Genomic DNA, 25,832 nt, shown 5'->3' on the forward strand with positions numbered 1-25,832 from the left:
ACCCGCGGACGGGCGTCCGGTCTGCGAACGCCGCCGTGCGCGCCGTTATTGTTCGTGTAGCAGGCTGTCGATCGCCTCGGTGATCGTGCGGTCGCTCTCGGCGGGGGTATAGCCGCGGAAGGCGTGGCGCACGCGCCGTTCGGCGTCGACGAGCAGGTAGACGGGCACCGCCCGGTCGGGCAGGTAGGCGTCTACCGTTTCGTCCGTTCCGGCCAGCATCGGGTAATTGATCCGGTTGCGCCGCACGTAGACGCCGATCGAGCGGAGCGGCGTGCCCCACGTTTCGATTGCGACCACACCGACGTCGGCGGGGGTGTAACGCTCTTCGAGCGAGCGCAGGAAGGGGATCGAGGCGTGGCAGGGGCCGCAGCCGATGCCGGTGAACTGGATGAGCAGCACGCGGCTGCGCAGGTCGCCGAGCGATACGGCCGTCGAATCGGCGTCGACGAGCGTCCAGTCGGGCGCCTGCCGGCCCACGATGTCGTAGGGCTTCTTGGCTTGGTTCCGCAGCTTGCGCTTGCGCAGCATGTAGCCGTCGGGGTAATACGCTTCCAGCCGGAGCGGCGCTTGCGGCTCGTAGTCGATGCGCACGTCGAAGACCGAGTCGACGGTGATCTGGTGCGTCTGTTCGCGCCGCAGTTTGCGGGGCATCCGCTCGCTGTCGAAGACGATTTCGTAGGCCGAGTGCTCCGCTTCGGGAAACAGTTCGCGCGGCGGGCGGTTGTAGTAGGGGCGGCCCCAGAATTCGACTACGCAGTCTCGATCGATGTCCAGGCGCAGGCGGTATCCGTCGCCGCAGGGGGTGAACTCGGTGCGGATCGGATCGGAGGTGGTGAGCACGTAGCGCAGGATGGCCTCCGCCCGGCAGAAAAAGGTCATGTCCGTCAGGCGGTAGGGCGCTCGGGGAATCGAGAAGTCGTCGATGACCACTTCGCGCCTGTCGTGGTCGAGATCGACGGCGATCGTTCCGTCGTATCCTCCGTCGATGCGTGTCGTGTCGTCGGCGTTGTAATAGGAGAGGTAGCTGTGGCGCAGCGTCGTGTCGGCGCGGTTGCGCTGCTCGACGTAGTAGCGCAGGTAACGTCGGGGAATCGTGTCGCCCGGGAGATAGCTCTCCGAACTTCTCCAGTAGGCGACCCGTTCGATGCGTTCGAGTTGCGAAAGGGCCTTTTCGAGATAGGCCGACTGCTCCGTCCGGCAGCCCGTGCCGAGCAGCGGAAGCACGAATAGGAGGCAGATCGGTTTCATGGTTCGGAAAGCCGGGTGGTCGGGAGCAGTCAGATGTCCTCCACGTCGAAGTCGTAGTCCAGGCGTTTGCCCGTGACGAACTTCGAGTTGTCCATCTTGGTGTTGAACTGGTCGACCGTCACGCGCTTGGCGTCCTCGTAGGGAGGCGTCAGCAGGTCGAAGTCCAGCGAATAGGCGATCGCCGTTTCGAGGATTCCGACGAGCGCTTCGCGCGTAATGGCGGCGCGGCCGAAGGCGATCGGGCGCATCGAGGTCTGGCGTTTCCCCTCGACGAAGTAGCACCGTTCGCGGTTGATGAAGATGCGGCCGATCAGGTAGCCTTCGTCGGCGTTGCGGTTGAACTTGAACGAGTCCGACAGGAAGTTGTAGATGTCGATGATCCCGCAGTAGGAGTTGTCGCGGTCGGCCTGCACGTAGGGGCTCTGCCAGACGAGGTGGTTGGCGTCGAATTCGAAGACGTCGGTGTGCATCCGGAAGATCAGCAGGTCGCTGGCCACCTGGAACTGCGTTTCGAACTTGCCGCGGTCGCGGTATTCGATCCGCACGCGGCGGTCGATGCGGCCGTCGAGTTCGTCGTCCCACTCGGACGACATTTCGAACAGGATGTCTTTCAGTTCGTTGAACGTGGCGAACGTGTTGTCGAAGACCTGCTGTTTGAGGCTCGATTTGCGAACGATGGTTTCGAGGATTTTCGCTCGTAGCGGTGAAGGGTCCATCGGATTGTGAAATTAAAAATTTAAGCGTTGAAAATTAAAATCTTTTCGCACTTGCCGTAAATTATGCGTCGCGCCGTTCGCGCGGGGCCTTCCGGACTGCCGCGGCTGCCGTTTCCGGCGCGGGCCGCATGTGTCGGGTCCGTGCTGGAAAGGTACCGTCTACCGGATGCGCAGCGTCTGGCCGCTGCGCAGCGCGGCGCCCGCTTTGAGTCGGTTGAGTTTGCGCAGCGACTTTTCGCGCAGCGCATAGCTCTGGGCCACCGACGCGACGGTCTCGCCCTCGGTGACGATGTGATGGCGGGCGTTGCCCTCCCAGCGTTTCTGCTTGCGGTCGATGTAGATCTGCTCGCCGCGCACGGGCTGCGCCTTGCCTTTCAGGTCGTTGAACTTGCGCAGGTTCCTCGCCGAGATGCAGAAGATCTCCGCGAGCGATTCGAACGTGTCGCCCTCCTTGGCGACGATGTAGTTCACGCCGTTGGTGACATAGATGTTGTATCCCTTGTAGGCGTTGATCGTCACGCGGAAATCGTCGGGATCGATCCGCTCTTCGTTTGTGGGCGTCAGGGGATTCACGCTGCTTCCGGCCTCGAAGCCTTCCACGGCCTGCTCGGCGCGCGAGCGGTTGCGCGCTGCGTAGAGCGCTTCGCCCTGCGGGCGGTCGAGCAGGTAGAGCTGCGCCTCCTCGATGATGCGGCACAGCCGCTGCGCATAGTCGGGCGCGGTGGCGTAACCGGCCGCCTTCAATCCGCGCGCCCAGCTGCGGTAGTCGTCGGCGGGGTAGACGAAGAGCGAGTCGTAGCGCGGCTGCGAATCCAGGAAACGGGCATGATCCTCGTACGAGGCTTCGACCGAGCCGTAGGCGCGGAAACATTCGCCGCGGGCGTCGTCGTCGTGGAAGACGCGCCGTCCCGTCCAGTCGTTTTTGCACTTGATGCCGAAATGGTTGTTCGACGAACGCGACAGTGCGCTGTTGCCGCAGTCGGATTCCAGAATGCCCTGCGCCAGCGTGATGCTGGCCGGAATGCCGTAGCGTTCCATGTGCGCCACGGCGATGTGCTTGTAGCGGTCGATGTACTCCTCGCGGGTCTGGCGCGTCTGCGCATGGAGGGCGCCGAACCCCGAAAGGAATAAAATCGCGACGAGTATTGATTTTTTCAAAATTAATCGTTACATTTGTGTATAGTGAAACAAAGATAGCGATTTCTTTCGAGAATTACAACTAATGAAATGAAAGTTATGTTTACGGAAAATGCGAACCGGATATTCAATCGTGCGATCGACGATTACCACCGTTTCGACGATGTGGATCATCCGGTCGAGAACCCCTTCGACGAGGGTTCGCTCGATCATCTGCTCTATATGAAGAACTGGGTGGATACGGTGCAGTGGCATCTGGAGGATATCATCCGCGATCCGCAGATCGACCCCGTCGAGGCGCTGGCGATCAAGCGCCGCATCGACAAGTCGAATCAGGTGCGCACCGACATGGTGGAGTACATCGACTCCTATCTACTGGACAAATACAAGGCGGTCGTGCCGCAGTCCGACGCGCGTCTCAATACCGAAACGCCGGCGTGGGCGATCGACCGGCTGTCGATTCTGGCGCTGAAAATCTACCACATGCGTCAGGAGACGCAGCGCAGCGACGTGGACGAGGCGCACCGCGACGCCTGCCGCAAAAAGCTCGACGTGCTGCTCTCGCAGCAGGTCGACCTGTCGCGTGCGATCGAGGAGCTGATCGAGGACATCGAGGCGGGGCGCAAGTACATGAAGACCTACAAACAGATGAAGATGTACAACGATCCGGCATTGAATCCGGTGCTCTATGGCGCTAAGAAATAGAAAGTTGCCGCGACATATTCTGGTGATCCGCAATTCGGCGATGGGCGATGTGGCGATGGTGCCGCACGCCCTTCGCGCATTGCGCGAAGCGTACCCCGACGTTCGCGTTACGGTGCTCACGCGGCCGCTCTTCAAGCCTTTCTTCGCGGGGCTGGACGTCGATTTTCTGGAAGCCGACTACGCAGGCCGCCACAAGGGGGTGCTCGGGTTGCTGCGTCTGGCCGGCGAGGCGCGGCGGCGGGGAATCGACGCCGTGGCCGACATGCACGGGGTGTTGCGTTCGCGCATCGTCGGCCTGCTGCTTAGGCTGCACGGAATGCCGGCGGCGCGCATCGACAAGGGGCGTATCGAGAAGTGGTTCCGGCTGGGGTGTACGAATCCGGCCGCCTCGCCGCTCAAACATACCGTCGTGCGTTATTGCGACGTGCTGCGCCGTCTGGGCTTCGTCTTCGACGATCCGCAGCCTGCGGCGAAGCCGGTACGGCCGAATCCGTTCGGGGAGAAAAAAGGAGTGTGGATCGGCTTCGCACCCTTTTCGGCGCAGGCGGGCAAGACCTACCCCGAAGATTTGGCAGCCGGACTGGTCGCCGGACTGAGCGCCCGCTACGACCGCGTCTTCATCCACAGCGGAGGCGGCGGCGAAGCGGCCTTCGCCGAACGTATGGAGCGCGAACATCCCAATGTCACGGCGCTTTGGGGGCGCGTCCGTTTTGCCGGAGAGCTGGATCTGATCGCCAATCTCGACTGTGTCGTTTCGATGGACTCGCTGGCGATGCACATGGCCTCGCTGGTGGCCACGCCCGTCGTATCGGTGTGGGGCGCCACGCATCCCGCGCTGGGCTTTCTGGGTTACGGTTGTCCGCCGGAGGGGGTGGTGCAGCTCGACCTGCCGTGTCGTCCCTGTTCGGTCTACGGACAGCGGCGCTGCAAGTTCGGCGATTACCGCTGTATGCGCATTCCGCCGCAGGCCGTTCTCGACCGTGTGGAGGAGTGCTTGTCGATCCGTCGGGCGGAGGAAGCCGGCCGTTGAGGCCGGCGGGTTCGATTGCCTCGTGCCGAAAGATAATGATCTTATGAAAACACGAATTTTCCTCTTTCTGACGCTCGGCGCCTTTCTGGCGGGGTGTAGGAATAGCGCCACGGCGCCGAAGAGGGTACGCCTGAACGTCGAGATGAGCGTGTCGGCCGGAAATCGCGCGGCATTGCTGGAAAACCTTCTGCTGCTTGCCGAGGCGTCAAGGGCCGAACCGGGGTGCATCGGCTACGAGATCTACGAGAACAGCCGCGATTCGTCGCGCATCCTGATTTTCGAGACGTGGCGGGACGCCGCGTCGCTCGAAGCGCATCAGCAGACGGAACATTTCCGCCTGCGTGCGCCGCGCAACCGCGAACTCTCCGAGACGTCGGTGCTCAGCCGGTTCGAGTTCTGACGCCCGCGCGCTCCGTGCGGTCCGGAATGACAAGAGCCCTCGCAGCGCATGCTGCGAGGGCTCTTGTCGTCGGAGGCGGGCGATCAGTATTTCACCTTGATCCACGGAGCTTTCTCCGCCAGCCAGCCTTTGACCTCGATCGGTACGTCGGTGCACATGTAGTCGCAGCCCAGGTAGGCGCCGAGCATGAAGTCCTCGACCGACTGGCCGGGCCACAGGCTGACGATCAGCCCCTCCTTGTGCGCCTTCTTCACCGCCTTGCGGCTCGTGCCGTCCATCGTGGCACCCATGCGCTTGATGCCCATGGCCTTGCAGAGGTCGATCGTCTCGTCGTTGCAGGGCTTCGAGGTGATGAGCAGCAGATCGACGCCCGGATGCTTGGCTTGCAGGTAACGCAGGCCGCGGTAATCTCCCGAGGTGAAGACGAAGGTCGCGTCGGCCGGTTTGACGGCCATGACCGCGTCGTAGAGCTTGTCGCAGTAGGCATGGAGCCGCTCCTCGGGATAGAGCACCTCGGGTTTGGTTTTCATCTCGAATTCGACGTAGAGGCCCTCTTTGCCTTTGAGGAATTCGAGCAGTTCGTCGAGGAACATCATCTTGTTGCCCTGCTTGGTCGCCAATTGGCGGATTTCGGCCTCGGTCTTCTCCTCGACGGTTCCCGTGCCGTTGGTCGTGCGTTCGAGCGAGCTGTCGTGGGTGATGACCAGCGCACCGTCGCGGGTCATGCGGATGTCGGTCTCGAAGCCGCGGTAGCCGGCGTCGTAGCTGGCCTGGAAGGCCGAAAGGGTGTTTTCATCGTGTTCCATGCGTCCGCCGCGGTGCGAGAAGAGACGGATCTCCTGCTCCTGAGCCGAGGCGTCGAGCGTCGCGGCCATGCAGGCGGCCAGTGCGATCAAACGGATAGCTTTCATCGAATTTGAATTTAGGTTATGTAAGTTCTCGAATGTCATGGATGATCGTTCGCCCGTGACGGCGGGATTCACCCTTTTCGGGAATACCGCGTGCCGGGAGCGACGAACAAAAGTAGCGTTTTTTTTCGGTTTTGCAAACGCCGGCGTCCGATTCCTTTCGATTCCCTTTCATTTTCTTCCGGCCGGTACGCCTTCCGTTTGCGGGGAGACGAAAACCGGAGCCTTTCGGAGGCTCCGGTCGTGTGTCGGGCGGAGGAACGTGTCCGCTCAGTATTTCACCTTGATGTAGGGGGCGTTCTCCGCCAGCCAGTTCTTGACGCGGATGGGCACGTCGGTGCACATCAGGTCGCAGCCCAGATAGGCGCCGAGCATGAAATCCTCGACCGACTGGCCCGGCCACAGGATGACGGTCAGCCCCTCCTTGTGGGCGCGTTTGACGGCTTTGCGGCTTGTGCCGTCCATCGTGCAGCTCAGGCGCTTGATGCCTACGGCCTTGCTGAAATCGATCGTCTCGTCGCAGCAGGGTTTGCCCGTGATGAGCATCAGCTCGGCGTCGGGATGGTTCATCTGCATGTAGCGCAGCGCACGGTAGTCGCTCGACGTGAAGACGAACTGCGCGTCGGCCGGCTCGGCCGTCTTCACCATGCGGTAGAGTTCGTCGCAGTATCGGGCCAGCCGTTCCTCGGGGTAGAGCGCCGCGGGGTGGGTCTTCATCTCGAACTCGACGTAGAGGCCCTCTTTGCCTTCGAGGAATTCGAGCAGTTCGTCGAGGAAGAGCACCTTGTTGCCCTGCTTGGTGCGCAGTCGGCGGATTTCGGCCTCGGTCTTCTCCTCGACGGTTCCCGTGCCGTCGGTCGTGCGTTCGAGCGAGCTGTCGTGGGTGATGACCAGCGCGCCGTCGCGGGTCATGCGGATGTCGGTTTCGAAGCCGCGGTAGCCGGCGTCGTAGCTGGCCTGAAAGGCCGAAAGGGTGTTTTCATCGTGCTCCATGCGTCCGCCGCGGTGCGAGAAGAGACGGATCTCCTGCTCCTGCGCCGCTGCATCGAGCGTCGCGGCCATGCAGGCGGCCAGTGCGATCATTCGGATCTTGTTCATTTCGATCGAAGGGTTTGGTTCGTAATTTTCGGTTGCCGCAGGGTCTCTAACGGCCGTCGCCCATTCGTTTTCGCGCCCACTCCATCACGTTGGCGGGGGCGCGGCGGTGCATCAGTTCGTTCCGCATGAAGTCCATGTAGGGCTCCGCATGACGGAAAAACCGCTGGTAGCCTTTGCAGAGATAGTTCAGCCCGGGTTCGCCTTCGCGCGTGCGTTCGAAACGGTTGCGGGGGCACTCGCCGTTGCAGGCGAACAGGTAGCGGCAGCGGCGGCACTGCGTGGGCAGCGCCCGCAGTTTGGCGTCGCCGAAGGCCGTCTGGCGCGGGCCGCGCATCAGCTCCGTGAGCGGTGTTTCGAGGATGTTTCCCAGCTTGTATTCGGGGAAGACGAAGTGGTCGCAGGCGTAGAGATCGCCGTTGAACTCCAATGCCCCCGCATGACCGCAGTTCTTCGAGAGCGTGCAGACGCCCGGCGCTTCGCCCACCCAGTTGGCCAGCGTGGCGTCGAACAGCTGCACGAAAATGCGCCCCACGTCGCCGACGACCCACTCGTCGAACAGCGCGCAGGTGAAGCGTCCCCACTGTTCGGGCGTGACCGAAAAATCGGCCAGCGGGGCGCCGGCGTCGGCTGCCGAGGCGAGCTGTCGGCCGTCGTCGTGCGGCAGGATGCGTTCCACGACGGGGGTGAATTGCAGGAACCGGCAGCCGATCGAGCGAAAGAACCGGTAGAATCCCGCGGGGTCGTCGGCGTTGTGGCGGTTGACTACGGCCAGCGCGTTCCACTCCACGCCGTGTTTCTGCAACAGCGCCACGCCCCGCATCACCGCCTCGAACGTGGGGCCTCCCTGCCGGTCGCGGCGGTAGAGGTCGTGCGCCTCGGGCGGTCCGTCGAGCGAGATTCCCACCAGCCAGCCGTTTTCGCGGAAGAACTCGCACCACGCATCGTCCAGAAGCGTGCCGTTGGTCTGGATGCTGTTGTCGATCTGCCGTCCGTCGGCGTAACGTCGTTGCAGTTCGACCACGCGGCGGTAGAAGTCGCGCGAGCGCAGCAGGGTTTCGCCTCCGTGCCATGCGAAGGATACGGCGTCGCCCGCCTGTGCGGCGATGTAGTCGCGGATGAAGCGTTCGAGCAGTTCGTCGCTCATCGTCTGCGCGGGTGCGGCGGGGTAGAGGTTGCTCTTTTCGAGGTAGTAGCAATAGGTGCACCGCAGGTTGCAGCGCGCACCCGCGGGTTTGGCCATTACATAGAAGGGCCGCACGTATTGCCGGTATGAGAGTATTTCGTCCATTGCGGTGTCAGCGTCGGTTTGTCGCACCTCCCTTCGGAGGAGCTATTCGGCCGTCCGGCCCTTCGCGGCGAAGACGGAGCCTTCGCATGCGGTCGGCCTGCCGGTCAGACTTCGGGGATCTCCATTTTGAAAAGCGGATTTTCCGGCTCGGTATGCGAGGCGCGGATGAATTCCCACATCCGGGCCACCACGTCGGGGTGGTCGGCCGCCACGTCGTGCTCTTCCAGCAGGTCGTGCCGCACGTCGTAGAGTTCGAGCTGCGTATTTCCCTCCTTGACCTTGCGCAGCAGCCCTTTCCAGTCGCCCCAGCGCACGGCGACCCATCCCTTGCCGCCGGGGAATTCCCAGTAGAGGTAGTCGTGTTCCTGCTGGCGGCGCTCCTTGCCGCGGATCGTGGGCCACAGCGAGATGCCGTCGGTCGGGGGCGTTTCGACGCCGGCGATGTCGCACAGCGTGGGCATCACGTCGGGGAAGTAGCCGACGTGTCCGTTCACGTGCGGCCGGTCGATGCGGTCGCCCCACGCCACGATGAAGGGCATCCGGATGCCGCCTTCGCGCAGCGACGATTTGCCCCATCCCTTGCCGCTGCGGAAGGGATGCGCGCTCTGGAACCATTCGGTCGAGGAGCAGGAGTTCGACGCCGGCCCGTTGTCGCTCGTGACGACGATGATCGTGTCGTCCCAGATGCCCAGCCGCTTCAATTCGGCCACCAGCCCGCCGACCTGCCGGTCGAAATAGGTGATCATCGCGGCGTAGGTGGCGTGCGGCCAGCGCGAGGGGAAATACCCCTTGCCTTCGATCGGCGCTTCGTCGCCGAACTTCTCGACGTAGTACTGCACCATCTCGTCGGGAGCCTGCATCGGGCTGTGCGGGATGGGCGTCGTCCACATCAGGAAGAAGGGCCGTTCGCGGTTTTCGTTCACGAAGCGCAGCACGCGGTCGTACATGATGTCGGGGCTGTACGTCTGCTGCGTATATTTGTCGTAGCTGTGCGGGTCGAGCGGATCGGCGCCCTCGTCGAGCGGCGTTCCGGGAGGCAGCAGCTCGTTGTCCAGATAGATGCGGCGGTCGTTCTCCCAGAGGAAAGGCGGATAGTAGCAGTGCGCCTGTCGCTGGCAGATGCAGCCGAAATATTCGTCGAAGCCCATCTTGTTGGGCGTACTTTCGGTGGCGGGGCCGCCGACGCCCCACTTGCCGATCATCGCCGTGCGGTAGCCGCCCTGCCGCATCACCGAGCCGAGCGTCGGCGTGCCCGCTTTGAGCGGGGCCTGTCCTTCGAGCGTCGAGTCGCGCAGCATCGCTTCATGGTTCCACACGTCGCCGCGCGCGGTCATCTCGTCGTTGGCGCGGATCTGGGCGTGTCCCGTGTGCATGCCCGTCAGCAGGCCGCAGCGGGCGGGCGACGAGAGCGGCGCGGCCGAATACATGTCGGTGAAGCGGATGCCGCGTGCTGCCAGCGAGTCGATGTTGGGCGTTTCGATGCGCGTCTGGCCGTAACAGCCGAAATCGCCGTAGCCGGCGTCGTCCATCAGGATGAAGATCACGTTGGGCTTGCGTTCGGGCGTCTTGTCGCACGAAACGGCCGTCAGCGCGGGGACGGATGCGGCCCCCAGGACGAGTGCGCGGGAGAGGGTGGAAGTTTTCATTTCGGGTTTCTTTTTCGGGAAGTTTTTAGTAGTCTTGTTGCTTTTCGTTTGCAAATATAGTCTTTTCAGGTGAAAAAGAGCTTCTCTTCCCGAAAACTTATAATTTTCTCACCGACCGGCAGACGATCAGCGAAGGCGGCAGACGCCGTTGCTCCTCCCCGCCGGTTTCGCCCGCGATCCGTTGCAGGAGAATTTCCATCGCCTGCGCGCCGATCTCGTCGCTGGGCTGGCCGACGCGGGTGACGGCGGGGTCGAGGTAGTCGAGGTAGTCGTAGTTGTCGAACGAGACGAGCGAGATGTCGTCCGGAATGCGCAGTTTCATTTCGCGCACGGCTTTGAGCGCACCCAGCAGAATCGTGTTACTCAGCGCGAAGATGGCCGTGGGCCGCTGTCGGACGTGCAGCGCCCGCAAGGTCTGTTCGTACCCGTTGCGGATCGAGAACCCGTCGCCCGTGACGCGGGCGTAGGCGCTCAGCCCGTTGTCTTCGAGCGCCTGCCGGTAGCCCCGCACGCGGTCGGCCGACGGGATCGAGTGGCGCACGCCCTGGATGCAGAGGATCCGCCGGTGGCCGCGGTCGATGAGGTGCTGCGTCGCCTCGCGGCCGCCCCGCAGGTTGTCGGTCACCACGTAGGGCAGCGACGTCTTCGCGAAGTGGCGGTCGATGCAGACGACGGGCGTCTGGCGCGCGGTCGCTTCCAGAAAGGCGGGGTCGTCGCCCGCCGGGGCGATCAGGATGCCGTCGACCTTGCGCGACAGGAGCGAACGGACTCCCTCGCGTTCGTTGCGTTCGTCCTCCGACGTGTCGATCAGGATGACTTTGTAGCCCTTCGCCCGCGCTTCGTGGACGATGATGCTGGCGATATGGGCGAAATAGGGGTTGTCGATGCTGGGGATCAGCAGACCGAGCGTGTCGGTACGGCTGGTGCGCAGCCCTTTGGCCAGCAGGCTGGGCGTGTAGTTGCAGCGTTCGGCCTCGCGCGCGATGAGCGCGACGGTCTTCTCGCTGATACGGTATTTGGCGGCCTGTCCGCTCAGTACGCGGGAGACGGTCGAAACCGAAAAGCCGGTGCGTTGCGCGATGCTGATGAGGGTCTCTTTCGACATAGGCGGGTCTATTTCGAGACAAAGTTAGAAAAATATGTGAAAAACAGGGCCGCGATTTTGTTTTTTTACTTTTCGTTTTTACTTTTGCAGAACTTGCACAAACGTTTGCGTTGAAGCTGGACGGCTGTTTTGCGGGATGATGACCGCGGTTGTCCGCACGCCGGATGCGGAGCGTTTGAACCTGAAACTTTACTAACTAACCGATTTGTTCGATTTATGGGAAAAATAGTGGTGATCGGTAGCGCCAATACCGATTTGGTGGTGAAGACCGACCGGATGCCTTCGCCGGGCGAAACGATTCTCGGCGGCAGCTTCATGATGTCAGGCGGCGGCAAGGGGGCCAATCAGGCCGTCGCGGCTTCGCGGCTGGGCGGCGAAGTGACCTTCGTGGCGCGCGTGGGGAACGATCTGTTCGGCGAGCGTGCGCTCGCGGGCTACCGCGCCGAGCGGTTGGACGTGCGCCATGTGACGCGCGACGCAACCGTGCCGTCGGGCGTGGCGCTGATCTGCGTCGATGGGGCGGCCGAGAATTCGATCGTCGTGGCCCCGGGCGCCAACGAGCGTTTGTCGCCGGAGGACGTCGACCGGGCGGAGGCCGAGATCGCGGCGGCGGATTTCGTCGTGTTGCAGCTCGAAATTCCGCTGCCTGCGGTGATGCGTGCGGCCGAGGTGGCCGAGCGGCACGGCGTGCGGGTGATCCTCAATCCCGCCCCTGCGGCGGCGATCCCCGACGAGCTGCTGCGGCGCTGCTACCTGCTTACGCCCAACCGCGGGGAGTGCGCCATGCTCACGGGAATGCCCGTAGCCGATGCGGCCGGTGCGGAGCGGGCGGCCGACGCGTTGCTGGCGCGCGGCGTACGGCACGTGGTGGTGACGCTCGGCAGCGAGGGCGCACTCGTCAAGGGGGCGGAGAGCTGCGAACGGGTGGCGGCACGGAGGGTCGAGGCGGTCGATACGACGGGTGCGGGCGACACCTTCAACGGTGCGCTGGCCGTGGCGCTTTCCGAAGGGCGTCCGCTCTCGGAGGCGGTGCGTTTCGCCACGGCGGCTTCGGCGATCGCCGTCACGCGCATGGGCGCCCAAAGCGCCGTTCCGATGCGCGAAGAGGTCGATGCACTGCTGGCGGAGGTCTGACTACGATGCACGTGCGAAGCGTGCGGCGGGGCTGTGATCGGATCCCGACGTCGAAAATAAACGAGATCCGGCGAATTTCAGAATTTGAAATTCGCCGGATTCTCATTGCCGAAGTCGCGGACCCGCGTCCCGACGGCATCCCGACCTACTCGAACCGCTCCATCACGCGTTCCATCTTGGCACGGATGCGGTCGTTGCAGAGATTGCCGATACTCCCTTCGTGGGTGTGGCGCACCTCGCGCGTGGGCCGGTACGTTCCCGCCTGCACCTGCTCGCCTACGCGGCGGTAGGCCTCGCGGAACGGCACGCCCTGCAACACCAGCCGGTTGACGTCCTCCACGGTGAAGAGGTAGTCGTAACGCGCATCGTCGAGGATATTCTCCCGCACGCGGATATGCTGCAACATGAAATCGCACATCGCAAGGCATTCGGCCAGCGTCGCGGTGGCAGGAAAAAGGATGTCCTTCAACAGTTGCAGATCGCGGTGGTAGCCCAGCGGCAGGTTGGTCACGAGCAGCGCGATCTCGTTGGGAACGCCTTGCAGGCGGTTGCACTTGCCGCGCATGATCTCGAAGACGTCGGGATTCTTCTTGTGGGGCATGATGCTCGATCCGGTGGTCAGCTCGTCGGGGAACGACACGAAGCCGAAGTTCTGGCTCATGTAGAGGCACACGTCCATGGCGAAGCGCCCCAGCGTGGCGGCCACGGCGGCCACGGCCGCGGCGGCGGCGCGTTCGCTCTTGCCGCGGCTCATCTGCGCCGCCACGACGTTGTAGTTCAGGTCGGCGAACCCCAGCAGCCGCGTGGTCATCGTCCGATCCAGCGGGAACGACGAGCCGTAGCCGGCCGCCGACCCCAGCGGATTCTGATTGGCCACGTCGTAGGCGGCCGCCAGCAGTCGCATGTCGTCCACCAGCGTCTCGGCATAGGCGCCGAACCACAACCCGAACGACGAGGGCATCGCCACCTGTAAATGCGTATAACCGGGCATCAGCACGTCGCGGTAGCGTTCGCTCAGCTCCTGCAATCGGTCGAAGAGCGTGCGCACGCGGTGCGCCGTCTGCCACAGTTCGTCGCGCAGGAAGAGTTTCAGGTCGACCAGCACCTGATCGTTGCGCGAGCGGCCGGCGTGGATCTTCTTGCCCACTTCGCCCAGACGCCGCGTGAGCTGCAGTTCGACCTGCGAGTGGACGTCCTCCGTCCCCTCCTCGATCTCGAACCGCCCCTCCTCGATCTCGCTTCGGATCTGTTCCAGCCCCGCCAGCAGGGTCTTCAACTCGTCGGCCGTCAGCAGGCCGATGTGTTCCAACATCCGGATGTGGGCCATCGACCCTTCGACGTCGTACCTGGCCAGCCGCATGTCGAGCTGACGGTCGTCGCCCACCGTGAAACGTTCGATCATCTCGTCGGGTTCGAAACCCTTGTCCCATAATTTCGCCATCGTCAATATCTTTTCGCCAGTTCGGCAATGTAACGTATGTAACCTTCCACCCCCTGCTCCACTTCGCTGCGGAGCACGTATTCGTCAGCCGTATGCGAGCGCGCCGAATCGCCCGCGCCCATTTTGAGCGACGGGAACGCCATGAGCGCCATGTCCGACGTGGTGGGCGAGACGAAGCGTTCGACGCCGAGCGCCGCGGCCGCCCCGACCAGCGGGTGTTCGGGCGCGACGGCCGAAGCGCGGATGCGCGTCGAGCGCGGCACCGCTTCCGAACGCATGTGCCGGCGCACGATCTCGACCGTCTCTTCGTTCGTATAGGCGTCGGTCGTGCGTACGTCCACCACGAAGCGGCACTCGGCCGGCACGACGTTGTGCTGCGTCCCCGCCTCGATCTGCGTGGCCGTCATGCGGATCGGCCCCAGCAGCGGCGAGCAGCGTTCGAAGCGGTAGCCGCGCAGCCATGCGATGTCGTCCGCAGCGATGTAGAGGGCGTTGATCCCCTCGTCGCGCGCCGCATGGCCGGCGCGGCCGTGCGCCGTGCAGTCCAGCACTACCAGTCCGCGTTCGCCGACGGCCGCCCGCATCCGCGTCGGCTCGCCCACGAGCGCCATGTCGATCGGCCCCAGTGCGGGCAGCAGCGCCCGCGTGCCGTGTTCGCCCATGCACTCCTCCTCGCCCGAGAGGGCCAACAGCAGGTTGAAAGGCAACTCCGCATCGTAGTAGTGGCGGAAGGCGGCCGTGAGGGCCGCGACCGACGCGCCGGCGTCGTTGGCTCCCAGCCCGTAGAGACGTTCGCCCTCCCACGTCGCCGCGAAAGGGTCGCGCGTCCACGCCGCCGTGGGACGCACCGTGTCGTGGTGCGAGTTGAGCAGCAGCGTGGGCTTCGCGGCGTCGAAATGCGCCGCGCGCGCATAGACGTTGTTGTACAGCCGCTCGGCGGCGATGCCGTGCGCCGCGAGGTGGCCCCTCAGCAGATCGGCCGTGCGCGCCTCGTCGCGCGACACCGACGGAGTGGCCACCAGCTTTTCGAGCAGTGCGACCGCCTCGGCCTGCAATTCGTTCAATCTCTCCATAACCGTCTGCGCAATCGTTTCGTCAACCCCGGATCGTCGTGCCGCCCGCGTCGAGCAGCGCCTCGGCCTGCTTGATGACCACGCTCTCCACGCCGCTGGCGACGGCGCGCAGCGCCCCGTCGATCTTGGGCAGCATCCCCGCGCTGATCGCCCCTTCGGCACGCAGCGCGGCGTAGGTGTCGGGCGTGATTTCGGCGATGACGCTCCGTTCGTCCTCCACGTCGCGCAGCACCCCCGCCTTCTCGAAACAGAAGACGAGCTGCGTCGGCGCGATGCGCGAAGCGGCGACCGCCACGGCCGACGCCACGCTGTCGGCGTTCGTATTGAGCAGCGTTCCCCGCCCGTCGCACGTGATGGCCGAGAAGACGGGCGTCAGCCCCGCATCGAGCAGCGTGCGCAGCAATTCGACGTTCACGCCCCCCTCGGCGATGTCGCCCACATAGCCGTAGTCGACGGCTCCGGCCGCACGCCGCACCGAGGTGACGGCATCGCCGTCGGCACCCGACAGCCCGATCGCGCGGCAGCCTGCGGCCGACAAGGCCGCGACGAGCCGCTTGTTTATCAGTCCGGCGTAGACCATCGTCACCACGTCGAGCGTCTCGCGGTCGGTGATGCGCCGCCCGTCGACCATGCGGCTCTCGATACCCAGTTGCGCGGCCAGACGCGTGGCGAGCTTTCCGCCGCCGTGGATGAGCATCTTCGGCCCTTCGAGCGCAGCGAAAGCCTCGACGAAGCGCGCCGTCGCCTCGGGCGAATCGATGACGTTGCCGCCGATCTTGACTACGGTGATCCGTTCCATAGCTATTCCAGTCCCTCCAACAATCGTTTGAGCACCACCTGGGCCGAGATCTCGCGGTTGGCCGCCTCGGGAATCACCAGACTGCGCGGCGACTCGATCACCTCGTCCGTGACGATCATGTTGCGCCGCACGGGCAGGCAGTGCATGAAGAAGGCGTCGTTCGTGAGCGCCATCTTCTCGGCGTCGACCGTCCATTCGCGGTCGCGGCTCAGCACCCGGCCGTAGTTGGGATCGGCATAGGCCGCCCAGTTTTTGGCATAGACGAAATCGGCCCCTTCGAGCGCGCGACGCTGGTCGTGTTCCACACGTGCGCCGCCCACGAAGCGGGGGTCGAGTTCGTACCCTTCGGGATGGGCGATCACGAAGTCGTAGTCCGCGGCGTTCATCCACTCGGCGAACGAGTTGGGCACGGCCTGCGGCAGCGCATTGGGATGCGGCGCCCACGTCATCACCACTTTGGGACGCGCCGTGCGCTTGTGCTCCTCGATCGTGATCAGATCGGCGAAACTCTGCAACGGGTGGCGCGTAGCGGCCTCCATCGAGAAGACCGGACGCCCCGAGTAGCGGATGAACTGTTCGAGCACGCGCTCCTCGTAGTCCTCCGTCTTGTCCTGAAAGCGGGCGAACGACCGCACGCCGATCAGGTCGCAGTAGGAACCCATCACGGGGATCGCTTCCAGCAGATGTTCGGCCTTGTCGCCGTCCATCACCACGCCGCGCTCGGTTTCGAGTTTCCATGCGCCCTGATTCACGTCGAGCACCATGACGTTCATCCCCAGGTTCATCGCCGCCTTCTGCGTCGACAGGCGGGTGCGCAGGCTGGAATTGAAGAAGATCATCAGCAGGGTCTTGTTCCGCCCCAGATGCTGGTAGGCGAAGCGGTCGCGCTTGACTTCGAGCGCTTCGGCCACCGCCGCCGCGAGATCGCCGATGTCGGCGACACAGGTAAATTTCCGCATGGTCGTATCCGTTTTTTAATGAAAATCCTCCAACAATGCTTTCAGGCGCGCGACGAATTCGTCGGCCTGCGCCTCGCTCAGCCCCAGTGCCGGCAGCAGCCGCACGGTATGCGCTCCCGCGCCGCCCGTGAAGACGTGCTGCTCGAAGACGAGCCGGCGCCGCAGCTCCGAAGCCGAACCCTCGACGTCGAAACCGATCATCAGGCCGCGTCCGCGCACGTCGTGCAGCGCGGGCAGCGTGCGCAAACGTTCGAGCAAGCGGTCACCCACCCTGCGGGCGTTCTCGACCAGCCCCTCGGCCGCGATCGTGTCGGCCACGGCGATCGCCGCCGCGCAGGCCAGATGGTTGCCGCCGAAGGTGGTGCCCAGCATCCCCTTGCGGGCCTCGAACTGCGGCGCGATGAGTACGCCGCCGATCGGGAAGCCGTTGCCCATGCCCTTGGCAGTCGTAATCAGATCGGGACGGATGCCCGCCCACTGGTGGGCGAAGAAACGCCCCGTGCGGCCGTACCCCGACTGGATCTCGTCGAGGATCAGCACCGTCCCCGTGCGCTCGGTCGCCTCGCGCAGCGCGCGAAGGAATCCCTCCTCGGGGCAGCGGATGCCCGCCACGCCCTGAATGCCTTCGACGATCACGGCGGCGAACTCGCGCGCGGCGAGCTTGCGCTCGACCGCCCCGATGTCGTTCAGCGGCACGAACTCCACGTTGGCCGTGGCGTTGAAGGGCGAGCGGATCGCGGGATTGTCGGTCACCTCGACGGCGCCCGACGTACGGCCGTGGAAAGCTCCGCCGAAGGCCAGCACCTTGGCCCGCCCCGTGTGGAACGACGCCAGTTTCAGAGCGTTTTCATTGGCTTCGGCGCCCGAGTTGCAGAGGAAAAGCCGGTAGTCGTCGTAACCCGACAATGCTCCCAGCCGCTCGGCCAGCGTGTGCTGCAACGAGTTTTCCACCGAATTGGAGTAGAATCCCAGCCGTGCGGCCTGCTCCGAGATCATCCGCACGTAATGCGGATGCGCATGGCCGATCGAAATGACGGCATGGCCGCCGTAGAGGTCGAGGTACTCCGTGCCTGCTGCATCGTAGACGTAGCTGCCGCTGCCGCGCACCGGCTCGACCGGATATAAGGAATAGACATCGAATAGTTCCATCTTCTTCTTGCGAATTAAAAGAATTAAAAATAGCCGCCGCGCATCTGAGCCGCTGTCGGATGTTCCGCCCGCCGCCCGATGAAGAGGCCTTCGGAAGTCGGCTGCAACATGCTCTCCATAAGACCGTCCGCCTCCGAACCCTCCTCCGCGAGTCTCGCGCGCAGACTGTCGTTCGAAAAGGCCGTCGTCGGGACTCGCCTGCCCCGCCATCGTACAGGCGGCTCCATGAGCCGCACGAGCCGCAGCCTCCGCCGTCGGAGGCTCGCCATGGCTCCCCTCCGCAGGCTGCGACACGCGGCCGACCGCAGGGGGGGGGAATTCGGTTCTTAATTCTCGGCCCTGGCGCCCGGCGTCAGAATGCGCTCGCTTTGAGCCGCAGCCCCTCGCGCTCGTCGAGCCCGAAGAGCAGGTTCATGTTCTGCACGGCCTGCCCCGAAGCCCCTTTGAGCAGGTTGTCGATCGCCGAGACGATATGCAGCTTGCGGCCGTATTTGGCTACCTGCACCACCGCCTTGTTGGTGTTGACCGCCTGTTTGAGGTCGATCGGCCGATCGGCCACGAAGGTGAAGGCCGCATCCGCATAAAAGTCGCGGTACAATGCCTCGGCCTCCTCCTGCCGAAGGTCGCAGTCGGTGTAGACGCTGGCCAGAATGCCGCGGGCGAAGTCGCCGCGCATCGGCACGAAGTTGATTTCGGGCGCCGCGCCCCCCTGCATCGCGCCGAGCGTGCGGCCGATCTCCGAGAGGTGCTGGTGCGTGAAGGCCTTGTAGACCGAGATGTTGTCCGTCCGCCAGCTGAAATGGGTCGTGGCCGAAGGTTTCACCCCCGCACCCGTCGAACCCGTGACGGCCGTCGCGTGCACCTCCTCCCGCAACAATCCCTCACGGGCCAGCGGCAGCAGCGCCAGCTGGATCGCCGTGGCGAAGCAGCCGGGATTGGCCACGCGCCGCGCCGCACGGATGCGGTCGCGGTTCAGTTCGGGAAGTCCGTAGACGAAACCCTCCGACTCGTCGCGGAAATCCTGCGCCAGATCGACGATCCGCAACCCTTCGGGCAGGGCGTTCGCCGCGAGGAACTCGCGGCTCCGGCCGTGCGCCGAGCAGAGGAACAGCACGTCGATCGCCCCCAGATCGTATTCCGCCGTGAAACGCAGGTCGGTCTCGCCCAGCAGCCCGCCGTGCACGTCGCCGAGGGCGTTGCCCGCGTTGCTGTCGCTGTGGACGAATGCGATCTCGGCCGCCGGATGATTCACCAGCAGCCGCAGCAGTTCGCCGGCCGTGTAGCCGGCGCCGCCGATGACGCCGACCCTCATTTCTTCGCCTTGCCGTTACGTGCCTGCACGTTGTAGTAGATCTTCATCTGGTTGCCCAGAATCTTCGTGAAGCCCTTCACGTCGTCGGCCGTCCACGCCTTGTTGACTTCGCCGTACTCGCCGAAATCGGTCTTCATCAGGTCCAGCGGCGACTGCACGCCCACGAGCGTATAGCCGTAGGGACGCAGCGTCAGTTCCACTTCGCCCGTCACGTTCTCCTGCGAATGGTCGAGGAAGCGCTCGATGTCGCGCATCACGGGTTCGAGGTACTGCGCCTCGTGGAGGAACATGCCGTACCACGTCGAAAGCTGATCCTTCCAGTAGAGCTGCCACTTGGTGAGCGTATGCTTTTCGAGCATCTTGTGCGCGGCGATGATGAGCATCGGCGCGGCGGCCTCGAAGCCCACGCGGCCCTTGATGCCGATGATCGTGTCGCCGATGTGCATGTCGCGGCCGATGCCGTACTTCGCGCCGATGGCCTCCACGGCGCGGATCGCCTCGACCTTGTCGGCGTAGGGCTTGCCGTCGACGGCGGCGATCTCACCCCGCTCGAAGGCGATGCGCAGCGTGCGCGGCTCGTGTTCGGTCACCTGCGAGGGGTAGGCCTCCTCGGGCAGCGTCTCCTCGGAGTGCAACGTCTCCTTGCCGCCGATCGAGGTGCCCCACAGCCCCTTGTTGATCGAGTATTCCAGCTTCTTGAAATCGGCCTCGTAGCCGTGTTTTTTCAGGTAGTCGATCTCGTACTCGCGCGTGAGCGTCATGTCGCGCGTGGGGGTGATGATGCCGATTTCGGGGGCCAGAATCTGGAACGTCAGGTCGAAACGCACCTGGTCGTTGCCGGCGCCCGTCGAACCGTGGGCCACATAGTCGGCGCCGATCTTCTTGGCGTACTCGATGATGGCGATGGCCTGGAAGATACGCTCCGAGCTGACCGAAATGGGATAGGTGCCGTTGCGCAGGATATTGCCGAAGACCATGTATTTGATGCTCTTCTCGTAATACTCCTGTTCGATGTCGAGCGTGACGTGGCTCGCGGCGCCCAGCGCGAGCGCCTTCTGCTCGATGACTTTCAGTTCGGCGGGCGAGAAGCCGCCCGTGTTGGCGATGGCGGTATGCACCTCGTAGCCCTTCTCCTCGGAGAGGTATTTCACACAGAACGAGGTATCGAGACCCCCGCTGAACGCCAGTACGACTTTTTCCTTTTTCATGCTATTTCCGTTTTTTGATTTTCTACTTCTTTTTGAGGCTGAACACCTTTTTCAGCCAGTTCCGGAACGCCATCCGGTAGGGCGCCAGACGCGAATGCTCCCGACGCGGCTGCTTCGGGTCGTAGAGCATCCCCGTACAGAGGCACATGCGGCGGTGGTTGCGTTGGAGGATGTCGTAGTTGCAGCACCCTTCGCACCCCTTCCAGAAGGTCTCGTCGTCGGTCAGCTCCGAAAAGGTCACGGGCACGTACCCCAGCCGCGAATTGAGCTTCATGACCGGAAGCGATGTCGTGATACTGAATATCTTAGCATACGGGAATCGTCGTCGGGCTAGTTCGAAGGTCTTCTCCTTGATCCGCGCCGCCAAACCCATGTGGCGGTAGTCGGGACTCACGATCAGACCAGAAGTCGCTACATAATCGCCGTGCTCCCAGCACTCGATGTAGCTAAATCCGACCAGCCGGTCGCCGTCGAGGGCGACCACGGCCTTGCCTCCCTTGATCTTGGAGGCAATGTACTCCGGCGAACGCTTGGCGATGCCGGTGCCACGCTGCAATGCCGATTCGTAGATCAGCCGACAGATTTCGTCGGCGAACTTCGCATGATCCTCCTCGGCAAATACCACGTGAATCGAATTCATTCCCATGTCTTGCTAAAATGGTAAAAATAATAATAGTTTACTAACCTGACTGTTGAGTTACGTTCCGGCAAAGTTAAGGGAAATATTCCAAACTTGTCGCCTTCGGCCGGAAAATATCGCGGATCGGGGGCGCTTTCGGCTCGGCGACCGAAAATCGGGGCATCCGTTCCGTCCCTGCCGGCCGGAGCGAGGCGCCGGAGACGCGAACCGCCGCGGGACGCTTCGCGGGCGGAGGCCCGCCGTTTCGGCCGGTTTCCGCGGCCTCTCCCTTCCGCGGAAAATTCCGTTCGCATTTTCTTTTCGGAGAAAGAGCCGGAGAGGATCGCGGAGCGGGAATGTATGTAGGGAGTCCGCCGTCCGCCTCGCTGGACGATCACGATGGATCGGGGTCTTTTTTCCATCGAAAAAAGCAGCGGCGCGAAACCGATCCGTTCCCCTGCCGGTGCATCCGCTGCGTATGTCCGCGAACGTCGGAAATCGCAGGGTTTGCGCGGCAGCAGACCGCGCCGCTTTTCCCGGGAGGCGGGCGGATCGTCGAACGCAGCGTCGCCGCGACGGTTTCGAGAGGTGCCGGCGGCCCGGCAGGGTAAGGACGCGGGCGTTTTCCCGCGGTTCCGGCTCATCGGAAAGGGGCGTGCAGGTACGGTTCGGAGAGTCGCAGACGATGCGGACGGCTCCTTTACAAATGGATCGAATCGGGAATCTCCTGCAACCGGCCCTGCGTCAGGTCGCGGTACTGGTTGGGGGTGATGCCCGTCTTCTTCTTGAAGGCGATGTTGAAATGCGAGGGGTATTCGAATCCGCTCTCGAAGGCGATCTCCTGGCAGGTGAGCGCCGAATTGGTCAGCAGTTCCTTGCTCTTGTTGATTTTCAGTTCCAGCAGATATTGCGCCGGGGCGAACCCGACGTACTGCCGGAAGAGCCGGCGGAACCGCGAGTAGCTCATGCAGATGCGCGCGGCGACCTCCTGGCAGGAGAGGTTGCGGTTGAAGTTGTCCTGCATGATGATCTTCGCCTCGTTGAGCTGTGCGGCGACCTGCATGTCTTCGAGTGCGGTCTGCATGTGCTCGGCGTAGGCGAATCCCAGCAGCAGGTTGACGATGCCGGCCAGAATCTGCTGGAAGCCGCTGCCCTGCTCCTGCGCCGTGCGCAACGCCAGTTTGTAGAGATTGATGATATCCTCGTGATAACCGACGTTGAAAAGCGGCCGGTGCGGGTCGAGGAACTTCGCGCCGACCTTGCGGTCGATGTCGGGGCCGGTGAATCCGATCCAGTACTCGTGCCAGCCGGTCTTGGGCGAGGGGCGGTAGCTGTGCCACTCGCCGGGGAAGAGCAGGATGAACTTGCCGCCGCCCTCGAAGGAGGTCTCCTTGTGCGAAGCCGACACGAACTGCCCGTCGCCGCGCGAGATGTAGATCAGCTGGTACTCGTTGAGCAGCCGTCCCTTTTCGACCGAAAAGAGGTAGCGGACAGGATGGTTTGACGGCGGGTAGGAGGTTTGCGGTTCGATGATCTGATAGCCGGTTGTCGTGACGACGACGCCCCAGCGGTTGTCCTGCTCGTTGGCGAGCAGATACTTGATGTGAGCGGAGGTTTCCATCGGTCGGAGAGGTTCGGAGTGGGTTTCAGAGGTAAAGATAGATAATTTATCGGACCGTTGTCCGCCTCCTGTGTTTTTATATAACAATTAGGTCAAAAATCGAAATCGCACGGATGCCGTTTGTATAATCTTTAAATCAAAAACAGAAATCGAAGGGTCTCTATCCGTGCTACTTTTGCATTGAGACAAAAATCGAAAAAGTTATACGGTTTATGAATTCCAACGCAAAAATCGGCCTGTTCGGAACGGGGCTCGATACCTACTGGGGCCAGTTCGACGGCCTGCTCGATGAATTGAAAGGCTATCAGGCGCGCATCCGCGATCGGATGGAGCGCGACGCGGGCGTGCAGGTGGCGGACGCCGGCATGGTGGACAGCCCTGCCCGCGCGCTCGAAGCGGCTTCGCTCTTCGCCCGCGAGCAGGTCGATCTGGTGTTCCTCTATATGGCCACCTACTGTCTGTCGTCGACGATCCTGCCCGTCGTGCAGCGGCTCAACTGTCCGGTGGTGGTGCTCAACCTGCAACCGACGCCGGCCATCGATTACGAGCGGCTCAACGCCCTGGGCGACCGCGGCCGGATGACGGGCATGTGGCTGGCGAACTGCCAGGCCTGCTCGGCGCCCGAAATCGCCAGCGTGCTGGCGCGCAGCCACCGGCGGTGCGCCTTCGTGACGGGATGGCTCGACGATCCGGTCGCCTGGCGGCAGATCGGCGAGTGGATCGCCGCTGCGGGCGTCTGTGCCGGTATGCGTCGGAACCGGCTCGGCGTACTGGGACACTACTACGGGGGGATGCTCGACGTATATACCGACCTCACGCGCCAGTCGGCCGTCTTCGGGACGCACGTCGAACTGCTCGAAATGTGCGAGCTGCACGCCCTGCGCGAGCGGGTGACCGACGCGGAGGTCGCGGGCAAGATCGCGGAGTTCCGCGCGGCTTTCGAGGTGTCGCCCGAATGCGAGCAGGCGGAGCTGGAGCGTGCGGCGCGCACGTCGGTGGCCCTCGACCGCTTGGTGGCGGCGCACGGGCTGGGGGCGATGGCCTATTATTACGAGGGTGCTCCGGGCAACGACTACGAGCGGATCGTCACCTCCGTGATCGCCGGCAATACGCTGCTCACCGGACGGGGAATCCCCGTGGCGGGCGAGTGCGAGGTGAAGAACGCGCAGGCGATGAAGATCCTCTCGCTGCTGGGTGCGGGCGGCTCCTTTTCGGAGTTCTACGCATTGGATTTCGACGACGACATCGTGATGCTGGGGCACGACGGCCCGGCCCATTTCGCCATCGCCGAAGGGGCGGTGGGGCTGGTTCCGCTGCCGCTCTACCACGGCAAGCCCGGCAAGGGGCTCTCGATCCAGATGAGCGTCAAGCACGGCCCCGTGACGCTGCTGTCGGTCTGCGAGGGACCCGATGGGGTCTATCTGCTCATGGCCGAGGGCGAGTCGGTGGAGGGGCCGACGCTGCGCATCGGCAATACCAACAGCCGCTACCGCTTCGCCTGCGGGGCGCGCCGCTTCATCGAGGAGTGGAGCCTGGCCGGCCCGTCGCACCACTGTGCGATCGGTACGGGGCATGTGGGCGACACGCTGCGCAAGGTGGCCTTCCTGCTGGATATTCCGCTTGTCGAGATCAAATAAAACATTTCTAATGAACCGATTCGAAGCTTTGATGCGCCGCGCGGCCCTGGTGCTCGCGCTGTTGCTGACGACCGCCTGCGGAGGCGGTGAAGAGGAACCCCGGACGCCTCCTGCGGAGCCGCCCAGGGAGATCGAGGTCGATGCGTCGAGTACGCTCTACGGATTCGTGGGCGACACGGCGGGGAATCCTGTCGAGGGCGTGGTCGTAAGCGACGGCTTCCAGTGCGTGGCCACCGATGCCGGGGGCGTCTACGAGATGAAGCGCGACGCGGCGGCGGAATACGTCTGCTATTCGGTGCCCGCGGAGTTCAAGATCCGCACGGGACACGACGGCTATCCCGATTTCTACGTGCGGCTCGATACCTCGCAGCAGAAGATCCGTCAGGATTTCACGCTCGAACGCCTCGCGGGCGTCGAGCGCAACTTCCGCCTGATCTGCATCGGCGATCCCCAGCCCGCCAAGGCCGAGGAGGCGACGCGGTTCGAACGCGAGGCGATGGTCGACGTGCGCCGCACGGCGACGGCTTCGGCGGTGCCCTGCTACGGCGTGGCGCTGGGCGACATCACGGGCGAGAAACCCGACCTGCTCGCGGGCGTGCGCCGTTCGCTGGGGACGGCGGGCATTCCGGTCTTCGCGCTGCCGGGCAACCACGACAAATACAAGGTGGACGACGCCACGCCGCGCGACGCCTCCTATTTCCGCTACACGATGGGGCCGGTGGACTACTCGTTCAACCGCGGCGACGTGCACGTGGTCTGCATGGACGACGTGATCTACACCTCGGGCACGGAGTACACCAATGGCTTTACGGACGCCCAGCTGGCCTGGCTGCGCGCCGACCTGAGTTTCGTGCCGAAGCAGAAGATGGTCATCCTCTGCTACCATATCCCGCTGCGCAGCGGCACGGCACGCAACATGGCGGCTGTCAAGGCGCTGCTGTCGGAGTACGCCGAGGCGCATCTCATGGCGGCGCACACCCACTACAACGAGAATTTCATCAATACCGACGCGGACGGAGGACTCTACGAGCATATCCACGGCGCACCCTGCGGGGTGTTCTGGCACTCGGCGCTCAACGGCGACGGCACGCCCAACGGCTATGCGGTCTACGACGTGGAGGGAGCGGCGATCACCGACTGGCGCTACAAATCCAGCCTGCACGACGAGTCGTTCCAGATCCGTCTGCATCGCGGCGGCGACACCCACAGCGGCTTCACCTATCCCTATACGCCGAAGACGGTGATCGCCAACGTCTGGAACGCCGATCCCGAGTGGCGGGTTACGCTCTGCGAGAACGGCGTGGAGACCAAGGCGATGACGCTGGTGACGACCTACACCGACGCGTGGTCGGTGGGGTACCATGTGGGCGTGCTGGGGCGCGGCGACAACTACAAGTCGCCCTGCAAGCACATGTACGTGGCCGAGCCGAACGACGTCAGGGCCGCATTGAAGGTGGTGGCCGTCGACCGCTGGGGCAACCGCTACGAGCAGTCGGAGTTCACGGCGCCCGACGACTTCACGGATGCCAGGTCGCCCGTGTATTGATGCCGGCCGGAGGCTCCGTGCGTGCGGAGCGGCGACGATGCGAGGAAACGAAA

At 63.7% G+C, this 25,832-nt stretch carries 23 protein-coding genes; 6 read left to right on the forward strand and 17 right to left on the reverse strand.

Annotation, left to right across the window (positions count from 1 at the left end; all coding sequences use genetic code 11):
- Positions 1-45 precede the first annotated feature (45 nt).
- The 3 genes from FMF02_RS08425 to FMF02_RS08435 all read right to left on the reverse strand — a co-directional run bounded on the left by FMF02_RS08425 (position 46) and on the right by FMF02_RS08435 (position 3,122).
- Entirely contained in the window at positions 46-1,248 is a 1,203-nt protein-coding gene (locus FMF02_RS08425; protein WP_141412828.1) for a TlpA family protein disulfide reductase, read from the reverse strand.
- A 29-nt stretch (positions 1,249-1,277) separates the two neighbouring features.
- On the reverse strand, positions 1,278-1,964 hold the full coding sequence (locus tag FMF02_RS08430) for a hypothetical protein (protein ID WP_019130208.1): 687 nt from the start codon (positions 1,962-1,964) through the stop codon (positions 1,278-1,280).
- A gap of 159 nt (positions 1,965-2,123) precedes the next feature.
- A complete protein-coding gene (locus FMF02_RS08435; protein WP_141412829.1) occupies positions 2,124-3,122 on the reverse strand; it encodes a glucosaminidase domain-containing protein in 999 nt (332 codons plus the stop codon).
- 78 nt (positions 3,123-3,200) lie between these two features.
- Between FMF02_RS08435 and FMF02_RS08440 the strand changes: the two genes are divergently transcribed.
- Genes FMF02_RS08440 through FMF02_RS08450 form a run of 3 tightly spaced genes read left to right on the forward strand, consistent with a single transcriptional unit; the run spans position 3,201 to position 5,236 of the window.
- Positions 3,201-3,806 (forward strand): DUF4254 domain-containing protein, encoded by a 606-nt coding sequence (locus tag FMF02_RS08440; protein ID WP_019130206.1) that lies wholly within the window; start codon positions 3,201-3,203, stop codon positions 3,804-3,806.
- Positions 3,807-3,810: 4 nt separating this feature from the next.
- Positions 3,811-4,836 (forward strand): glycosyltransferase family 9 protein, encoded by a 1,026-nt coding sequence (locus FMF02_RS08445; RefSeq protein ID WP_244611552.1) that lies wholly within the window; start codon positions 3,811-3,813, stop codon positions 4,834-4,836.
- 43 nt (positions 4,837-4,879) lie between these two features.
- The gene (locus FMF02_RS08450) at positions 4,880-5,236 is read left to right on the forward strand and encodes a putative quinol monooxygenase (protein ID WP_141412833.1); all 357 of its coding nucleotides are present in this window, start codon (positions 4,880-4,882) and stop codon (positions 5,234-5,236) included.
- An 83-nt stretch (positions 5,237-5,319) separates the two neighbouring features.
- On the opposite strand, the gene FMF02_RS08455 is transcribed toward FMF02_RS08450, so the two are convergent.
- The 5 genes from FMF02_RS08455 to FMF02_RS08475 form a co-directional block, all read right to left on the reverse strand.
- The gene (locus FMF02_RS08455; protein ID WP_141412834.1) at positions 5,320-6,147 is read right to left on the reverse strand and encodes a glycerophosphodiester phosphodiesterase; all 828 of its coding nucleotides are present in this window, start codon (positions 6,145-6,147) and stop codon (positions 5,320-5,322) included.
- 267 nt (positions 6,148-6,414) lie between these two features.
- Positions 6,415-7,242, reverse strand: coding sequence for a glycerophosphodiester phosphodiesterase (locus tag FMF02_RS08460; protein WP_141412835.1), 828 nt, complete (start codon positions 7,240-7,242; stop codon positions 6,415-6,417).
- A 46-nt stretch (positions 7,243-7,288) separates the two neighbouring features.
- On the reverse strand, positions 7,289-8,530 hold the full coding sequence (locus FMF02_RS08465) for an anaerobic sulfatase-maturation protein (RefSeq protein WP_141412836.1): 1,242 nt from the start codon (positions 8,528-8,530) through the stop codon (positions 7,289-7,291).
- 104 nt (positions 8,531-8,634) lie between these two features.
- On the reverse strand, positions 8,635-10,176 hold the full coding sequence (locus tag FMF02_RS08470) for an arylsulfatase (protein ID WP_141412837.1): 1,542 nt from the start codon (positions 10,174-10,176) through the stop codon (positions 8,635-8,637).
- Between the two features lie 97 nt (positions 10,177-10,273).
- The gene (locus tag FMF02_RS08475; RefSeq protein WP_019130199.1) at positions 10,274-11,281 is read right to left on the reverse strand and encodes a LacI family DNA-binding transcriptional regulator; all 1,008 of its coding nucleotides are present in this window, start codon (positions 11,279-11,281) and stop codon (positions 10,274-10,276) included.
- Positions 11,282-11,497: 216 nt separating this feature from the next.
- On the opposite strand from FMF02_RS08475, the gene rbsK reads away from it, so the two are divergent.
- The gene (gene rbsK / locus FMF02_RS08480; RefSeq protein ID WP_141412838.1) at positions 11,498-12,415 is read left to right on the forward strand and encodes a ribokinase; all 918 of its coding nucleotides are present in this window, start codon (positions 11,498-11,500) and stop codon (positions 12,413-12,415) included.
- Between the two features lie 145 nt (positions 12,416-12,560).
- Here rbsK and argH read toward each other — a convergent pair whose 3' ends face one another.
- The 9 genes from argH to FMF02_RS08525 form a co-directional block, all read right to left on the reverse strand.
- The gene (argH, locus tag FMF02_RS08485; protein WP_141412839.1) at positions 12,561-13,856 is read right to left on the reverse strand and encodes an argininosuccinate lyase; all 1,296 of its coding nucleotides are present in this window, start codon (positions 13,854-13,856) and stop codon (positions 12,561-12,563) included.
- Positions 13,857-13,858: 2 nt separating this feature from the next.
- Positions 13,859-14,929, reverse strand: coding sequence for a M20 family metallo-hydrolase (locus FMF02_RS08490; RefSeq protein WP_141412840.1), 1,071 nt, complete (start codon positions 14,927-14,929; stop codon positions 13,859-13,861).
- Positions 14,930-14,951: 22 nt separating this feature from the next.
- Positions 14,952-15,728, reverse strand: coding sequence for an acetylglutamate kinase (gene argB / locus FMF02_RS08495; protein ID WP_019130195.1), 777 nt, complete (start codon positions 15,726-15,728; stop codon positions 14,952-14,954).
- 2 nt (positions 15,729-15,730) lie between these two features.
- Positions 15,731-16,687 (reverse strand): N-acetylornithine carbamoyltransferase, encoded by a 957-nt coding sequence (locus FMF02_RS08500; protein WP_141412841.1) that lies wholly within the window; start codon positions 16,685-16,687, stop codon positions 15,731-15,733.
- A gap of 15 nt (positions 16,688-16,702) precedes the next feature.
- Positions 16,703-17,836, reverse strand: coding sequence for an aspartate aminotransferase family protein (locus FMF02_RS08505; protein ID WP_019130193.1), 1,134 nt, complete (start codon positions 17,834-17,836; stop codon positions 16,703-16,705).
- A gap of 352 nt (positions 17,837-18,188) precedes the next feature.
- Complete coding sequence (argC, locus tag FMF02_RS08510; RefSeq protein WP_141412842.1) at positions 18,189-19,148, reverse strand: N-acetyl-gamma-glutamyl-phosphate reductase; 960 nt, start codon at positions 19,146-19,148, stop codon at positions 18,189-18,191.
- Complete coding sequence (locus FMF02_RS08515) at positions 19,145-20,356, reverse strand: argininosuccinate synthase (protein ID WP_019130191.1); 1,212 nt, start codon at positions 20,354-20,356, stop codon at positions 19,145-19,147. Before FMF02_RS08515 ends, argC begins: the two co-directional genes overlap by 4 nt.
- Positions 20,357-20,378: 22 nt before the next feature.
- Complete coding sequence (locus tag FMF02_RS08520; protein WP_026074849.1) at positions 20,379-21,002, reverse strand: GNAT family N-acetyltransferase; 624 nt, start codon at positions 21,000-21,002, stop codon at positions 20,379-20,381.
- A 673-nt stretch (positions 21,003-21,675) separates the two neighbouring features.
- A complete protein-coding gene (locus FMF02_RS08525; RefSeq protein ID WP_019130189.1) occupies positions 21,676-22,596 on the reverse strand; it encodes a helix-turn-helix domain-containing protein in 921 nt (306 codons plus the stop codon).
- A gap of 212 nt (positions 22,597-22,808) precedes the next feature.
- On the opposite strand from FMF02_RS08525, the gene FMF02_RS08530 reads away from it, so the two are divergent.
- Together FMF02_RS08530 and FMF02_RS08535 are read left to right on the forward strand one after the other, a co-directional pair.
- Positions 22,809-24,233 carry an L-fucose/L-arabinose isomerase family protein gene (locus tag FMF02_RS08530; RefSeq protein ID WP_141412843.1) on the forward strand — a complete coding sequence of 475 codons (1,425 nt, stop codon included), beginning with the start codon at positions 22,809-22,811 and terminating at the stop codon, positions 24,231-24,233.
- Positions 24,234-24,243: 10 nt separating this feature from the next.
- A complete protein-coding gene (locus FMF02_RS08535) occupies positions 24,244-25,779 on the forward strand; it encodes a calcineurin-like phosphoesterase C-terminal domain-containing protein (protein WP_162502289.1) in 1,536 nt (511 codons plus the stop codon).
- Positions 25,780-25,832 lie beyond the last annotated feature (53 nt).

Origin of the sequence: Alistipes communis (genome assembly GCF_006542665.1) — a bacterium.
Classification (GTDB): domain Bacteria; phylum Bacteroidota; class Bacteroidia; order Bacteroidales; family Rikenellaceae; genus Alistipes; species Alistipes communis.

Coding starts and splice junctions, on each gene's coding strand:
- FMF02_RS08425 (WP_141412828.1), bottom strand. CDS start 1,248: ATGAAACCGATCTGCCTCCTATTCGTGCTTCCGCTGCTCGGCACGGGC.
- FMF02_RS08430 (WP_019130208.1), bottom strand. CDS start 1,964: ATGGACCCTTCACCGCTACGAGCGAAAATCCTCGAAACCATCGTTCGC.
- FMF02_RS08440 (WP_019130206.1), top strand. CDS start 3,201: ATGTTTACGGAAAATGCGAACCGGATATTCAATCGTGCGATCGACGAT.
- FMF02_RS08450 (WP_141412833.1), top strand. CDS start 4,880: ATGAAAACACGAATTTTCCTCTTTCTGACGCTCGGCGCCTTTCTGGCG.
- FMF02_RS08455 (WP_141412834.1), bottom strand. CDS start 6,147: ATGAAAGCTATCCGTTTGATCGCACTGGCCGCCTGCATGGCCGCGACG.
- FMF02_RS08460 (WP_141412835.1), bottom strand. CDS start 7,242: ATGAACAAGATCCGAATGATCGCACTGGCCGCCTGCATGGCCGCGACG.
- FMF02_RS08465 (WP_141412836.1), bottom strand. CDS start 8,530: ATGGACGAAATACTCTCATACCGGCAATACGTGCGGCCCTTCTATGTA.
- FMF02_RS08470 (WP_141412837.1), bottom strand. CDS start 10,176: ATGAAAACTTCCACCCTCTCCCGCGCACTCGTCCTGGGGGCCGCATCC.
- FMF02_RS08475 (WP_019130199.1), bottom strand. CDS start 11,281: ATGTCGAAAGAGACCCTCATCAGCATCGCGCAACGCACCGGCTTTTCG.
- rbsK (WP_141412838.1), top strand. CDS start 11,498: ATGGGAAAAATAGTGGTGATCGGTAGCGCCAATACCGATTTGGTGGTG.
- argH (WP_141412839.1), bottom strand. CDS start 13,856: ATGGCGAAATTATGGGACAAGGGTTTCGAACCCGACGAGATGATCGAA.
- FMF02_RS08490 (WP_141412840.1), bottom strand. CDS start 14,929: ATGGAGAGATTGAACGAATTGCAGGCCGAGGCGGTCGCACTGCTCGAA.
- argB (WP_019130195.1), bottom strand. CDS start 15,728: ATGGAACGGATCACCGTAGTCAAGATCGGCGGCAACGTCATCGATTCG.
- FMF02_RS08500 (WP_141412841.1), bottom strand. CDS start 16,687: ATGCGGAAATTTACCTGTGTCGCCGACATCGGCGATCTCGCGGCGGCG.
- FMF02_RS08505 (WP_019130193.1), bottom strand. CDS start 17,836: ATGGAACTATTCGATGTCTATTCCTTATATCCGGTCGAGCCGGTGCGC.
- argC (WP_141412842.1), bottom strand. CDS start 19,148: ATGAGGGTCGGCGTCATCGGCGGCGCCGGCTACACGGCCGGCGAACTG.
- FMF02_RS08515 (WP_019130191.1), bottom strand. CDS start 20,356: ATGAAAAAGGAAAAAGTCGTACTGGCGTTCAGCGGGGGTCTCGATACC.
- FMF02_RS08520 (WP_026074849.1), bottom strand. CDS start 21,002: ATGGGAATGAATTCGATTCACGTGGTATTTGCCGAGGAGGATCATGCG.
- FMF02_RS08525 (WP_019130189.1), bottom strand. CDS start 22,596: ATGGAAACCTCCGCTCACATCAAGTATCTGCTCGCCAACGAGCAGGAC.
- FMF02_RS08530 (WP_141412843.1), top strand. CDS start 22,809: ATGAATTCCAACGCAAAAATCGGCCTGTTCGGAACGGGGCTCGATACC.
- FMF02_RS08535 (WP_162502289.1), top strand. CDS start 24,244: ATGAACCGATTCGAAGCTTTGATGCGCCGCGCGGCCCTGGTGCTCGCG.